Source organism: Alistipes intestinihominis (assembly GCF_040095975.1).
Classification (GTDB): Bacteria; Bacteroidota; Bacteroidia; order Bacteroidales; family Rikenellaceae; genus Alistipes; species Alistipes senegalensis.
Map to the genome: position 1 here is coordinate 20023 of NZ_JBBMFL010000024.1, position 15342 is coordinate 35364.

Consider the following 15342-nt stretch of genomic DNA (forward strand, 5'->3'; position numbering starts at 1 on the left):
CGCAAAATTACATAAATATGGTGAAATATCTCTCCTCCCGCCGATATTTCTTTTGCCTGCCGGTTTGGATGATGCGTTTTTTTACTTACTTTTGTCTTAACCAATACTTAAACGATTAAGCTATATGAAAAAACTCTTTTTTGCGTTTGTCGCCGTGTTTGCGCTCCTCGCGGGCTGCTCCTCCGGGGAGGATGACCCGCGTGAAGACGGGGTCGAGGGGACTTTCGAACTGCACAGTTTTTTGCAGGACGGCATGGTGATCCAGCAGAACCGGCCGTTCCGCCTGTGGGGCAAGGCTTCCGCTGCCAACGTGAAGATCACCGCGAAAGCGAGCTGGGCCCGGCAGGAATACACCTGCAAGGCTGATGCGAACGGGACGTGGGTGCTGGAAATTCCGGTGCCTGCGGCGCCTTCCGACAACGCTCCGCAGTCGATCGTGGTTTCGACGCCGCTCCGGAAAGCGGTTCTGCGCGACCTGCTGATCGGCGAGGTGTGGGTGCTGGGCGGGCAGTCGAACATGGCTTTCGCCTTGGGACAGGTACTCGACGCCCCGGCCGAGATCAACGCCGCGAACTATCCGAACATCCGCTTTTTCACCGTGCAGCCCTCGAATACGGCCGCCCCGATCTTCGACTGGCGCGAGGAGATGCCCGCGCCCTATGGCAGATGGTATTCCACGAGCCCTGCGACGGCCGGCTCCCAGAGCGCTGTGGGCTACTACTTCGGGCGGATGCTCCACAAGGAGCTGGGCGTGCCCGTCGGACTGGTCAATACTTCCTACGGCGGCGCCACGGCGCAGGCTTATACGCCGATCGAGGCTCTCGAAGGCGACAGCCGGCTGAAAGCGACTTTCGTCGATCCTTACAAGGCCAACCCTGATATGAACGTGCTGGTGCGGCCCGCTGAACTCTACAACAGCATGGTTCACCCGTTGCTGCCGCTGTCGGCCCGCGGTGTGGTGTGGTATCAGGGCGAAGGCAACTGGGGCGACTATCCGATCTATCCCCTGCTGATGAAGACGCTCATCAACGGTTGGCGGCGCAACTTCGCCCACAGCGAGATGCCGTTCTATTACGTGCAGATCGCCCCGTGGGGTTTCGGTCAGGACACCTCCTCGAAAGAGTGGTTCTACACTCAGGGCGAGGCTATCGGTTATGCCTACATGCGTGAGGCGCAGGCGCTGACCCGCGAGCAGGTTTCTCACTCAGGAATGGCTGTAACGATGGACGTGGGCGATCCCGACGACATCCATCCCACGAACAAGCGCCCCGTGGGCGAACGCCTGGCGCGTCTGGCGCTCAACGGGACCTACGGCCGCAGCGAGGTGGCGTGCCTCGGGCCGCGCTACAACAGTCTGAAAGTCGAAAACGGCGTGGTGAAGCTCCTCTTCGACAATGCCGAAGGGCTGAAAACCAACGACGGGCAGGCTCCGAAGCATTTCTACGTGGCCTCGACGGCCGGTTCGGAGCATAAGTTCTGGCCGGCGTCGGCCGAGATCCACGGTTCGGAGGTGTGGCTCACCTGCCCCGACGTGGTAACAACTTCTACCGCAGCTTCCGGCGTGGCCGTACGCTATGCTTTCCTGCTCTATCCGATGACCAACCTCGAAAACGGTGCGGGACTCCCGGCCGAGCCTTTCCGCACCGACTCCTGGTCTGCGGAGATCAGTTACGTCTATTAGCGGTTTCGGGGCGAATATTTTTGAACGAGATTACCGTTTTTTTCTGCGAATTTTATACCTTTGCACCACGAAAGAAAATAACTGAAAAAACGATAATCGTATGGGAAGAGCCTTTGAGTATCGCAAAGCGCGAAAATTGAAACGCTGGGGCCATATGGCCCGCACCTTCACCAAACTGGGCAAGGAGATCGAGATTGCCGTCAAGGCCGGAGGCTCCGATCCGTCGGGCAATACCCGCCTGCGCATTCTGATTCAGAACGCCAAGGCCGAGAACATGCCCAAGGAGAATATCGAGCGCGCCATCAAGCGTGCCACCGAGAAGGACGCCGCCGATTACAAGGAGGTGATCTACGAAGGATACGGCCCCCACGGCATCGCGTTCCTGGTCGAGACCGCCACGGACAACACCAACCGTACGGTGGCCAATGTGCGCATGTATTTCAACAAGTGCGGCGGCACGCTGGGCAACAGCGGTTCGGTCGGATTCCTGTTCGACCACAAGTGCGTCTTCAAGTTCCGCGCCGCCGAGGGCGTCGATCCCGAAGAACTGGAGCTGGAGATGATCGACCTGGGTGTCGATGAGTTTTATCCCGAGGAGGACGGCATCACGGTCTACGCTCCCTATGAATCTTTCGGCGCCATTCAGAAGTGGCTCGACGACAAGGGTTTCGAGATCGTTTCCGGAGAGTCGGTTCGGATTCCGGCCGACGTGAAGGAGCTCGACGCCGAGGGCCGCGAATCGGTCGAGAAGCTGGTCGAGAAGCTCGAAGAGGACGACGACGTGGTGAACGTTTACCACACCATGAAGGAGGCCGACGAAGAGTAGTTTTCAAAGATTGCGGCGCATCCGCCGCACCGTCGCCCGAATCTCCGGACGGACCGTGCCGAAAATTCCGTCCGTCCGTTTTCCGAGAGGGCAGGCGGGTGCAAATGTTAAATTTTCAGCGAATTGATATTTGCATCGGGTTTCTTTTTTGGGAAATTCCAAACATGATAAGATAATTTCAGACGAGGTTACGGTTTTCGGATCGTTACCTCGTCTGTTTTGCTATGTCTTGCATAAGAGATTCTTTTGCAATTCCTTGACCGGTTATTCCTGGCATGGGCAACGGTACGATCGCCCGGTTCGGCGCCAAATTCAGCCCTCCTCCCCTCTGTGGGAAGTGAAGGGCGGAAGAGCCAAAGGCAAAAGCCTCGAAGCCGATCGTATCAACCGCCATCCGGACAATATCCGTATCCGGATAGGAAAGCATTGCCGGTTTATCTGCGACCCTGATTTCACTTCGGAGGCGGATTCTTCCTGTTACATGGTGAAGATAATCGAAAAGAAGTCTTTCAACGCGCGACGCAACTTGATAACTGCCTGTTGGAGTTGTTTATCGACCTTTTTCTGCGGAATGCCGAACTGCTCGGCAATCTCCTTGTAACTCTTTCCCTCCAGCCGCCGGGCCTTGAATATCTGTTGTGTAAGTTCCGGCATTTGCTCGAGTTGTGCCCGGCATATTTCGAGAATTTCGTCTTGGAGCAGGGTGTCCGGGTCGCAGCTCTCGATGGCCCGGGTATAGTAATCCATCGTGCTGCGCTCTTTGAGTTTGATTTGTTCGTAGACGGCCTGCCCGATTTGCCGGTTTCGGCGATACATCAGGCAGTTGTTCCGGATGACTTTATACAGATAGGCTTCGATGTTCGTTCCGGTGATGTCGTTGCGGTGTTCCCATACGGCCATGAAACTGTCGTGCACGATGTCTTCGGCCGTTTTGGAATCACGCACATAGCTGTTGGCTATGAGCAGGTATTTCCGCTTGTATTGGCGGAATAACTGCTCGAAAAGTTGTTGTGAGAACGACGAAGCTGTGTCCATAGAGAAGATTCTATACACAAAGATATAATATTTTCCCGGAAGAAATTATGAAAATAAAATTACGCTTGTACAGGCAGCATGCAAAGTGGTTCCGGAAAGCGCAGGGCAGGGAAGTTGGGGGTATGTGTCTAATTGATGCCGTTTCAACGGATTAAATATATTAAAAAAAAATATTTACACGATTCGCTTCTTTTTGTGGGGGAAACGGGGCCGGTCGTGCATCTTTATTATCAGATAGAGCCCATGAAAATGAAAGAAGAGATTACAAACGCCCGGTTGTTCCGGTTCTGTGCCGGAGAGACTACGGCCGATGAGAACGACCGAATTGCCGCATGGCTGGATGAGAACCCCGAGGAGCATCAGCGACGACTGAACGACGTGCATTCGATGTATCTCGTGAGCATTTTGTGCGAATCTGAAGCGACGCAGCCGGCCCGACGTTCTGCAAGGTTCACCTCTTTCCGTCGGTATGCGGCAGGCATTGCAGCCGCTCTGCTGGTCGGATTTGCGGGTAACTATGCATTCTTTGCCCACCGGCTGAACGGTTGGGCCGAACAGCAGACCGTCATCGAAGCTCCGGCGGGCCAGCACGTTCGGATTTCACTCAACGACGGTTCGGAGGTCGATCTGAATTCCGGAAGCCGGCTTATCTACCCTGCGATTTTCAGTAGCAAAGAGCGTCGGGTCAAACTTGTCGGAGAGGCCCGGTTCGATGTCAGCCACAACGAAAAACAGCCTTTCGTCGTGGAAACATTCGCATACGATGTCCAAGTGTTGGGAACCGATTTCAATGTAATTGCCGACGAGGCGAAAGGTCAGTTCTCGACAGCATTGTTCGAAGGTCGGGTATCTATTCACAACCACCGGAACAGCGAACGGATCGTCATGGAGCCCAATACAGTCGTTCGGCTCGAAAACGGATATCTGTATGTGGACAAACTCGAAAGCCGCGATGAGTATTTGTGGACGGAGGGTATTCTGTCGTTCCGAAACGACTCGTTCGACGAGATTGTCGAAAAATTGCGGAAATATTACAATGTCGAGATCGAAATCCGGTGCGCTGCACTTCCGAAGGTAACCTACGGACGCCTCAAAATCCGTATCTCGGAGGGAATCGAACATGCCTTACGAATATTGCAACTCGCCTCTGACTTCACTTACGAATACGATCACGATCGAAACAGAATCATCATTCAGTGATGGTTTCATAAAGTTTAATGCCAACCCAAAACAAATACTGCTTATGAAGAAATGACCGAACGATCCACCATTGCTCTTCCGGTCGGACGTGAAAAAAACCTGCAGGCGGGCAAACACCTGCAGGCCGGAGTCCAATCGGAAAAATGATCAACCTTTTCTCAAAATTGAACTTTAATTCAACAAATGTATGAATAAAAAGATTATTCAGCGAATTAGTTTGTTAATTCTTTTATTCGTTCTGCCTGTCGCATATCCCGTAAATGACGTTCATGCGCAAGATGTTCGTGTGACCATCCGTATGGATAAGGTCCGTATGGAGCAGGTTATGAATGAGATTGAGCGTCAGACGAAATATCTTTTCGGAAGCGCTGATAACGTGGATGTGAATCGCATCGTTACGGTCCAGGTCGTGGACCGTCCGCTGCGGGAGGCGCTTGACGCCATGCTCCGGGGAACGAATATATCCTATATGGTTCAGGGCTCAAATATCGTATTGAAGAACAGACGCTCGGAAGCCGACGCGAACAGACCTGTCACGGTTTCGGGCATCGTCCGCGATGTAGCCGGCAACCCGGTTGTCGGAGCTGCTGTGGTCGTGAAAGGTACGACGATCGGCGTCAGCACCGATATAGAGGGCCGATTTGCACTTCAGGTACCCCCCCCCGCTTCGCAGGCCGTTCTGGAAATCAACTACCTGGGTTATGAACCGACGGACGTTCGGGTCGGCAGCGTCACGCACTTCGACATCACGCTCAAGGAGGACAGCCAGCAGATTTCAGATGTGCTTGTCGTCGGCTATACACCGATGCGCAAGAGCGACTTCACGGGTTCGGTGGCCAGCGTCAAGTCCAGCGAACTCACGACGACGACGCCCACTATGGCGCAGGCGCTTGCAGGTAAGGTTGCCGGCGTCGAAGTCCGTCAGGCCAGCGGAGCTCCGGGCGAAGGCGTACAGATTCGTGTGCGGGGTGTGAACTCGCTTTCGGCCGGCAGCGATCCGCTGTATGTTGTCGATGGTTATCCGGCCTCGGAGGATGTTTACATCAATCCCGGCGACATCGAGAGCATCGACATCCTGAAAGATGCTGCCTCGGCCGCGATCTACGGTTCGCGCGGCGCTTCGGGCGTCGTGCTGATTACGACCAAACGCGGTAAGGAGGGCGAGCGTGCCAAGATCAGCTACGATTTCTCTTATGGCATTCAACAGCTCGAACGTAAGGTCGATCTGCTGGATGCGAACCAGTTCCGCGACCTGTACATCGCTTCGCGCAACGATTCCTACCGTCGGAAAGCGACGGCCGCCGGCATTGCATGGAGTCCCAACGATGACAATTCGATCCGTTCGGCCAAGGGATTTTCGCTCGCCGATGTCGGTATCCACCCCATGTTCTACGACTTTACGACCCGGACGCCCGTCGAACAGCAATATAATACCGATTGGCAGGATGAGGTGTTCGGCAATGCCGGGATGATGCGGCACAACATCTCGGTGACCGGCGGCTCCAAAGCGATTCGCTACATGGCCAGCATCGGCTACATGGATCAGGACGGCATCATTGCTCCCTCGAATCACAACCGCATCAATGCCCGCCTGAACCTCGATGCGCAGATCACCAAACACTTTTCGGCCAGTTTGAGTTATTCGATGTTCGATGTCAAGAACAAAGTGGTTCAGGCTGAGGGCCGCATGATCAATGACGGTGTCATCCAGAGCACGCTGATGTACCTGCCCAACCTGCCGGCTTACGAGGAGAACGGCGATTACGCACGCAGTGCCATGATTCGCATGAAGACCGACTGGGGCATCAATTTCCCGGAAAATCCGCTCGTCATCGCCAACGAACTGGATATTTCGGAGAAGGCTTCGCGTCACAACCTGAATTTCAATCTGGTCTATGAGCCGCTGCCCGATCTGAAGATCTCGGCACGGCTGGGACAGCAGTGGTACAACTACCGCTATTTCTACTATCGTCCGATGAGCATCGGCCGCAACTCCTCGCCGGCATACAGTTCCGAACTGGCCGCCTATAACATCGCCCGTTCGAGTTCGACCTACGACATTGACCGGCTCGGGGAGTTTACGGCAAGCTACAAAAAACAGCTCGGACGCCACCGTTTCGACGCCCTCGTCGGCTATACGCTCCAGCGCAAGACCTACGACCGGCTCGGAGTCGAGGCTACGGGATTCGCCGACGACCGCATCCACGAAGTGACGGCTCATGGACCGAAGGATTCGGACATATCGCTTTACGAAACCCGCAAGGCGGCTTGGTCGATGATGTCTTATTTGGCGCGTCTGAACTATTCGTTCGACGACCGTTACACCGTGACCGGAACGTTCCGCGCCGACGGTTCGTCACGTTTCGGTGTCAATAACCGCTGGGGATATTTCCCGTCGGTATCGGCAGGCTGGACGATCTCGAACGAACCGTTTCTGAAAGATGCGCTCGAAAACATTGCTACGGTCCGTATCCGTGCCAGTTGGGGTAAGAGCGGCAACAACGACATCGGCAACTACTCCAGCATCGCAGGCATCTCCACCGGGAGCTATGCTTTCGGCACGACGGCCGTATCCACTTCCCGTCTCGGCGGGTTTGCCGATTCGGAACTCGGATGGGAAACGACGACGCAGACCAACATCGGTCTGGATCTGGGCTTCTTCAACAGTCGCCTGAACGTGATTGCCAACTATTACAACTCCATCTCGACCGACATTCTCTATAACGCACCGATCTCCGCGATTTCCGGATTCACTTCCTCGACGACCAATATGACCGACGCGAAGATCCGTAACCGGGGTTTCGACTTGCAGATCGACGCCCGGCTGTTGACTGGCAAGGTGAAATGGAATGTGAGTACGAATATTTCGATCAACCGAAACAAGGTGGTCAATCTGGGCGGACTCGACGACATCCTTTCTACATCAGAGCGTTCCGTCCAGTCCCACATTACCAAGGAGGGCTATCCTATCGGGTCGTTTTACGGCTACAAGGCTGTCGGTGTCATGTCGGAACTCGATTACAAAAACGCGCTGAAAGACCGGGAAGTTTATCTGGCCAATGGCAGCAAATTCCCCTCCGGCTACACATTGCGAGGCCCTGCCGTACCCAGCTATGCACTCGATGATCTCTCCTACGGCAATACGGTCTGGAAGGACGTGAACGGAGATGGGATCATCGACACGAATGACAAAACGATTTTGGGCAATGCTTATCCTGATTTCACAGGCGGTTTCTCGACCAGCCTCTCATGGAACGGGTTCGATCTGGGTGCGAGCTTCACCTACTCATATGGCGGCGAAGTGATAAATTTCCAGGATTATTACTTGTTCAATATGGAAGGTTCTTCGAATCAGTATGCGATCGCGGCCGACCGTTATGTGTCGGATATGAATCCGGGCCGTAACAATGTCCCCGTTGCCACGCGGATTTCGGTAACCAACCAGTCGCTCAAACTTTCTTCGTACTATGTGGAGGATGCCTCTTATTTTCGCTGTTCAAACATTACATTGGGCTACACGCTCCCTAAACGTTTGCTCCGGAAAATCGGTATTGAATCGTGCCGGGTATATGTCAGCGGCGACAATCTTTTCACTATAACTGACTACCGCGGTTATAATCCCGAGGTTTCGTACAAAAGCAGCAATCTGATGCCCGGATTCGACTGGGGCTGCTATCCGCTTTCACGCATCTATTCCGTAGGCTTAAATTTAACGTTTTAATCCGTTCTGCCATGAAAATCAGTTCTATATTTGCCATTCTCACTGCGTCGGCGATACTGGCGGCGTGTGACTTTCTCGACGAATATAATCCCAACTCGGTGACGGTTGGCAACTATTACACTTCCGAAGAGGATATCGTCGCGTCGCTTAATGGCGTCTATACTTCACTGACACAAAGTTATGTCGCCAACAACAACCACTATTTCACCGATGTGCGCGCCAATACGACCGTCGTGACGAGCAGCGGCGCCAACAGCGGCATTCCCTACCAGTTTTACAATTATACGCTTACCGAGGAGAATGTCTATGTTTACAACCGTTATTCGCAGTTGTACAAGATCATCTCGCGGGCCAATACGCTCTTCGCCCATTTGGGTGATGTCAGTTATGCTGCTCCTTCGGCCCGCGATACGTATGAGGCCGAAGCGCGGTTCCTGCGGGCGTTGGCTTATTACTGGTTGGTGACCGAGTGGGGCGATGTGCCATTGGTGCTTAAGGCTTTGGAGAGTGCCGAGGAGGTTAGGGCCAACAACTACCGCCGGCCAAAGGCCGAGGTTTACCAGGCAATCTTCGACGACCTGAAATATGTGACCGAAAGTCCTCTGGCCGATGTGCAGCCCGCTTCGGCATGCGGCAAGGTCAGTAAATCGGCTGCATGGGCCCTTTGGGGCAAAGCCTTGTTGCAGCAGGCTTGCGATGAAGATTTCGTCGGTTCGAAATCCGAATTGCTCGGACAGGCGATTGAAAAGCTGACGGCAGCCTGGAATTTGCGCAAGTTCGGCGAACTTGCCTCGATTCCCTATTCTGCAATCTGGGACCTTTCGACGCAGAAGTCGTGTGCCGAGAACATTTTCCAGATCAACTACATTCAGGGAAACGCCGATCTGGGATCGGTGTGGAATTACCTGTACGGACCCGAAGGAACGGGTGTCACTTCGCAGAAGAAGGGTGAGATGCAGAACGTCACGACACAGGCTGTCTACGATTCGTTCGAGACGGGGGATGTCCGCCGCTCTTTCCTGCGGGCGACGAATATGGCGGGACAAACTTACTATCACACCATGAAGTACGCCGATCTGGAGTGTGGGGCCAATGGTTATGGCGGCAATAACTGGATCGTGCTGCGTTATGCCGATGTGGCGCTGATGCTGGCCGAAGCCTACTATTGGTCGGAGGAGGAGACGTTGGCGAAGACCTGGCTGAACAAGGTGCGCGAGCGTGCCGGGCTGGGCGACTGGTCTGGAAGCGACCTGCGTCAGGGAATCTACGACGAACGCCTGCACGAATTCATGCAGGAGGGACTTCGCTGGCAGGATTTGCTGCGGATGTACGACCGTACGGAGATGCTGGAACACTTCAGCGCGATCAACTCCAATTTTTCATTGAAGGACCTGCTGCTGCCGATCCCCTACAACGAGCGGATTCTCAATCCCGAAGGACTTTACCAGAATCCGGGATACGGAGACAACTAACCGGGGCGGAATATGAAAAGCTTCTCATTGCTTCTTCATGTGCTCCCGCTCGGTTGCACGGGTGTCCGTCGTAGAGAGGCAAACCGTTAGATATTCGAAAAATCTCAACAGACTGAATTTATGAAAAAAATCATATCATTGTTATGTGTCGCATGCCTGGCTTTCGCCGTCGCATGTTCCGACGACAAAGAGGTGGATCAGGCTTTCGATTCGGTGCTCACGCCGGATTTCACGTTCGATGACAGCGAAGAGATCATTGCCGGCGTCGATGCCGTGCAGTTCATTGACAATTCCAAGGCCGAAGGCACGGAGATCAGCGGTTATTTCTGGCATTTCGGATTCGCCGGATTGGGCAACTGGTCGGAAGACGCCGTTCCGAATCCCGTTATGTATAAAGATGCTGGCGAATACACCGTTACACTGACGGTGTATGGCGCCGATGGCAACAGCCGCTCGACAAAACGAACGATTGTCGTCAAAGCCGCCAACCTTGCACCTTCGGCCTCTTTCTCTTACACTCCGGAAACGGTGGTTGTGGATACCGAAGTGACCTTTACCGATACCTCGGTCGATTCCGATGGCGAGATCGTCGCCCGCCGATGGACCCTTCCCGATAATACGACCTCTACCGATGCTTCGGTCAAATATACTTTCACGAAGGGCGGCACGTTCAGTGTGACACTTCGGGTGACCGATGACCGGGGCGCAAGCAGCGAGGTCTCGAAGACGGTCTATGTCGCCGGCGGCGAAAGCTCGGGCTCCGGAACGGCAGACGATCCGTGGGTGATCGCTACGGCCGACCGTTGGAACGAGATCGCGGCGTCGATCAACGGCTCCGGCGAGTTTGCGCCCGATGCTTATTATATGCTGGCAAGCGACATCGATTTTTCCGGCAAAGAGTTTGTCGCATGGCGCAATTTCTCGGGCCGGCTCGACGGCAACGGCCGTCGGCTGATGGGTATTACGGCGACCAATACGGTGGCTTCCGCAGACATCGATAAAGAGGCAGGTGCATTCGGAATAATCTGTGTCAATGACGGTACGGTGAAAAATATCTCTGTCGAAGCGAATTTCACCTCGACCGGTCACCGGCTCGGCGGTATTGTCGGCAAGAATAACGGAACCATCGACGGCGCTTGTTTCAAGGGTAATCTTTCGGGAGACAAACGGGTCGGAGGTATTGCTGGCGAGAACAACAAGATTATCGTAAACTGCGCCACTTTGGGAGGCACTATCCGGGGTTCCGATCTGAACGGGGATGGAAGCGTAGAGAACTGCGGCGGTCTGGTCGGAGGCAATACCAATAAAAACGCATTCGTCATCAACTGTTATGGCTGGGCCGATTCGGTTATACTGGAAGGCGGCGGCAATAGCGGCGGCCTTATCGGCTACGGCGGTAGCGATTCGTTCGCCATCAACTGCTATTCGACGACAGCTGTCGTTTCCGGAGGTAATTCCAGTATCGGAACCGTCGGATATATCAAGAAGAGCAATTTGCAGAATATCTATGGCAACGCGGCCCTCGCACAGGTCATAGGAAGTTCGAAGAATACCGGAGCCAATGCACCTTCCGTTTGGCCGACTCCGACCACGGGATCGCTGACACTCGATCAGATGATGTCGGGTGCAGTGACCGTTCCCTCATCCGGTTTGCAGAAAGAAAGTTTTGTCGAGGCGTTGAATGCTGGTGTGGACATTTTCAACAGTGCAACGTTCGACCAGAAACCCGAGGGCGTGATACTCCGTCGTTGGAAGAGTTCGGGCACTTATCCGGTTCTGGCAGACTGACATTTTACCCATGTTTATGAAACGGCCCTGAAGGGCGATCTTTCAGGGCTGTTTTTCATCCACTTAAAAATTGAAAGCAATGAACAAGCATATTTTCGTTTTTCTATTCATTATCGGAGCGTTTTGCCTGTGCAGTTGTGCGGATGACTTCGCTACCAGGATCAATTTGGACGGAAATTCGTCCGGGGAAGATTTTAACAGCGAAGCCGCACTCTATGGCACGGTTCAGGACAACTATGGCAAACCGGTGGCAGGCGTACTTGTCAGCGACGGCATTCAGACCACTGAAACTGACGCGGAAGGTAATTGGCAGCTATTCAGCGACCTGACACTTCGCCGATTCGTATTCATTACGATTCCGGCCGGTTATGAAGTCCCGTCGAAGAACGGAATTCCCCAGTTCTGGCAGCGGATTTCCGCAGACGAAAAGCAATTCAAGGCTGATTTCATGCTGATGAAACGCACCGGTTCAGACGACCGGTATACGATTCTGATGACGGCCGATCCGCAGATCCGCGCCCGGAATGCCGGAACGGACCAGTATCTGTTCCATTCGATCGACATTTACGAAGACATGTGTGCCGATATGAAGGAACTCGCCGCGACGATCACCGACCGTCCGGTGTACAGTATCTGCCTGGGCGATATGGTGCACAACAACATGAGTCTGTGGGAAGACTATTGCAACGGTATCAAGGATTTTTCGTTTCCGGTGTTTCATGTGATCGGCAACCACGACCACATCCAGAATGCCGCGAGCGATGACCTGGCCGTAGCGGAATATGAAAAATACCTTGGGCCGACAAACTATGCCGTTGACCTGGGGCAGCTGCACTACATCTTCCTCGACGACATCAACATGAAGGATAATTCGGCGCTTTCCAGCAGCGCGACGGGAGCTTATCAGAATGGGCTTTCTGACGAAACGCTCGAATGGCTCCGCGGTCATCTGGCGCATATCGACAAGAGCAAAACGCTGATGGTCTGCGCCCATTCGTCGCTCTACAAGAAGATCGACTACAATCCCTCATCGACGGACCTCAATGCCACGGCCTATACGAACCTGTTTTCCGGCTACAAATATGTCCACTCCTGGGCGGGACATCAGCACTACCACTTCAATTACGCTTATGCTGCCGAAGAGACAGGATCGAGGTTCGCCAACGTCGAGTCGCATATTCTGGGCCGTTCGACCGGCATGCTGGGGTTGAACGCAAGTGTCAACAGTTGCGGCACGCCGCGCGGCTACATGGTGATCGAAGTCGAAGGTGAAAACATTTCGTGGTATTACAAACCTTGCAACTATGAAGAGGGCAAAACGCTGAATCTGACCAAAGAGTATCAGATCCGGGCCTATTATCCCGGGGAACTCGATCCCGGCAGCGGGGTCTATTACAGCGATCGGAAAGTATATGCCAATGTATGGAACCATGACGCTCACTGGGGCCCCGTCTATTATACGGACAACGGCAAGACGAAGGTTGCAATGACGAAGGGAACGACCTACGACGGCTATGCCAATTACCTCTACTTCCTGTACAAGGATCAGTATACGGTTTTGGAGAAATCGTCCACGCCGCATATGTTCAGCATCGAACCGTCGGAGGGAGCGACTTCGGCGACGATCGAAACGACCGACCGGTTCGGCAACCATTATACGACCGATATAAGCTGGTAATGGACGTGTCATTTCTTTCGGTTTCCGAGATGCCGAAGGGTTCGCAAGGGACAACATGTGATCTATGAAACGAGATTTCTTATTTTTGGGAACTGCCGTATTGGGCGGATTGGTCCCTGTTCATGGTCAGGATAAGACCATGCAACGTCCGAATATTCTGTTCTGCATCGCCGACGATGCAGCATGGCTTCATTTCGGGGCCTACGGCTGTGGATGGGTTTCGACTCCGGTTTTCGACAGCGTTGCCGCCCGGGGCATATTGTTCGAGAACTGTTATACTCCGAATGCCAAGTCGGCCCCTTCGCGTGCGTCGCTGCTTACGGGGCGTTACTCGTGGCAGTTGGGCGAGGCGGGCAACCACATCTGTCATTTTCCCGAGGATATCAAGGTCTTTACCGAAGCGCTCGAAGAGGCAGGTTACGACATAGCCTTTACGGGTAAAGGGTGGGCTCCGGGTAATCCCGGAATGAAAGACGGCCGGAAGCGGCAGTTGACGGGCGAAGCGTGGCAGAGCCGGAAACTGACGCCTCCGACCCCCGAGATACTCGCTACGGATTATGCGGCGAACTTCTCCGATTTCCTCTCCTCGCGGGAGGATGCGTCGCGGCCGTGGTTCTTCTGGTTTGGCTGCCGCGAGCCGCACCGTCGTTATGAATACGGAAGCGGAGCGGCCAGGGGCGGCCGGACAACTGCGGAAATAGATCGCGTTCCGGCCTTCTGGCCCGACAACGAGGCGGTGCGCAACGACATGCTGGACTATGGGTTTGAGCTCGAACACTACGACCGGCAGTTGGGGCTGATGCTGGCCCGGCTGGAAGAACTCGGGGAGTTGGACAACACGCTTGTCATCGTCACGTCGGATAACGGAATGCCGTTCCCGCGTGCCAAAGGGACGCAGTACGAGTATGCTCATCACATGCCTTTGGCCATGATGTGGAGGCAGGGAGTGAATAGTCCCGGACGCCGGGAGGCGGTTTACGTCTCGTTCGTGGACATCGCACCGACCATTCTGGAGATTGCCGGAACGGACCCTTCGGCTGCCGGGATGGCGCCGCTTCCGGGCGGGAGCCTCGTGCCGCTGTTGCGGAATGAACCGGACCCTTGTGCAGCGTTGCGCGAACGGGCGTTGCTGGGCCGCGAGCGGCACGACAATGGACGCCCCGGTGACCAAGGCTATCCGATCCGGGGGATTGTACGGGGCGGTTGGCTCTATCTGTGCAACCTCAAACCGTGGCTGCTGCCCGGCGGCAATCCGGAAACGGGCTACCGCGACATCGACAGTTCCCCGACTAAAACCGCGATTCTGCAACTGAAACGCAGCGGGCAGGACAATCGTTACTATGAATTGTCGATGGGTCAGCGCCCGGCAGAAGAGCTGTATCATGTCGAAACGGACCGGGAGTGCCTCACAAACCGCATCGGGGAGATTTCGTGCCGGATTCTGGCAGACTCCCTGCGGGCCGAACTTTTCCGGACCCTGCGCGAGCAGGGGGACCCGCGGATGACGGGCGACGGCGACCTGTTCGACCGCTATCCTTATGACAAGCCGGGAAAGGACAGGATTTACGAACGGACCGTCAGTGGGGAGATCGTTCCGTGGGAACAGTCGAACTGGGTGCTTCCGACCGATTACGAACAATACGAAACAGTAAAAAACAAATAACCCGAATATGATGATAAGATTATTGATTTTCCTTGCGTCCCTTTTCCTGTTTGGTGCTTGTGCGAGTTCTGATTCCGCCCCCGCCAGCCGGGCTGAGGGCATCGTGGCCGAAATCCACAACCCCTCCTCGCGGAAAGTCCTCGTCGCCTGCCACCGGGGCGACTGGCGCAACTATCCCGAAAACTCCCTGGCGGCCATCGAGTCGGTGATCGGCATGGGCGCCGACATCGTGGAGATCGACCTTGCGCTGACCTCCGACAGCGTGCTGGTGGTCTGCC

General features: G+C 54.6%; 10 protein-coding genes and 1 pseudogene. 10 read left to right on the top strand and 1 reads right to left on the bottom strand.

The features are described 5' to 3' along the window. Positions 1-124: 124 nt before the first annotated feature. The 3 genes and pseudogenes from WMO46_RS14710 to WMO46_RS14720 all read left to right on the top strand — a co-directional run. Positions 125-1681 carry a sialate O-acetylesterase gene (locus WMO46_RS14710; RefSeq protein WP_278963072.1) on the top strand — a complete coding sequence of 519 codons (1557 nt, stop codon included), beginning with the start codon at positions 125-127 and terminating at the stop codon, positions 1679-1681. Positions 1682-1781: 100 nt separating this feature from the next. Then, a complete protein-coding gene (locus tag WMO46_RS14715; RefSeq protein WP_129650710.1) occupies positions 1782-2507 on the top strand; it encodes a YebC/PmpR family DNA-binding transcriptional regulator in 726 nt (241 codons plus the stop codon). A gap of 275 nt (positions 2508-2782) precedes the next feature. Next, a pseudogene (locus WMO46_RS14720) lies at positions 2783-2976 on the top strand (site-specific integrase); the annotation flags it as partial. A gap of 8 nt (positions 2977-2984) precedes the next feature. On the opposite strand, the gene WMO46_RS14725 reads toward WMO46_RS14720, so the two are convergent. Next, positions 2985-3542 (bottom strand): RNA polymerase sigma-70 factor, encoded by a 558-nt coding sequence (locus tag WMO46_RS14725; RefSeq protein WP_019152350.1) that lies wholly within the window; start codon positions 3540-3542, stop codon positions 2985-2987. 243 nt (positions 3543-3785) lie between these two features. Here WMO46_RS14725 and WMO46_RS14730 point away from each other — a divergent pair, with 243 nt between their 5' ends. The 7 genes from WMO46_RS14730 to WMO46_RS14760 form a co-directional block, all read left to right on the top strand. Beyond that, a complete protein-coding gene (locus WMO46_RS14730) occupies positions 3786-4742 on the top strand; it encodes a FecR family protein (RefSeq protein ID WP_278963071.1) in 957 nt (318 codons plus the stop codon). Between the two features lie 298 nt (positions 4743-5040). Continuing rightward, positions 5041-8463, top strand: coding sequence for a TonB-dependent receptor (locus WMO46_RS14735; RefSeq protein ID WP_278963070.1), 3423 nt, complete (start codon positions 5041-5043; stop codon positions 8461-8463). Between the two features lie 11 nt (positions 8464-8474). Next, entirely contained in the window at positions 8475-9935 is a 1461-nt protein-coding gene (locus tag WMO46_RS14740) for a RagB/SusD family nutrient uptake outer membrane protein (RefSeq protein ID WP_349094585.1), read from the top strand. 120 nt (positions 9936-10055) lie between these two features. Further along, complete coding sequence (locus WMO46_RS14745) at positions 10056-11723, top strand: PKD domain-containing protein (RefSeq protein WP_349094586.1); 1668 nt, start codon at positions 10056-10058, stop codon at positions 11721-11723. A gap of 166 nt (positions 11724-11889) precedes the next feature. Then, positions 11890-13401: a calcineurin-like phosphoesterase family protein gene (locus WMO46_RS14750; RefSeq protein WP_278963067.1), complete on the top strand. Its 1512-nt coding sequence runs from the start codon at positions 11890-11892 to the stop codon at positions 13399-13401. A 64-nt stretch (positions 13402-13465) separates the two neighbouring features. Next, positions 13466-15064 (top strand): sulfatase family protein, encoded by a 1599-nt coding sequence (locus tag WMO46_RS14755; protein ID WP_349094588.1) that lies wholly within the window; start codon positions 13466-13468, stop codon positions 15062-15064. A 10-nt stretch (positions 15065-15074) separates the two neighbouring features. Then, positions 15075-15342 (top strand): glycerophosphodiester phosphodiesterase family protein (locus WMO46_RS14760; RefSeq protein WP_349094589.1); only part of this gene is annotated, 268 nt, incomplete at its 3' end.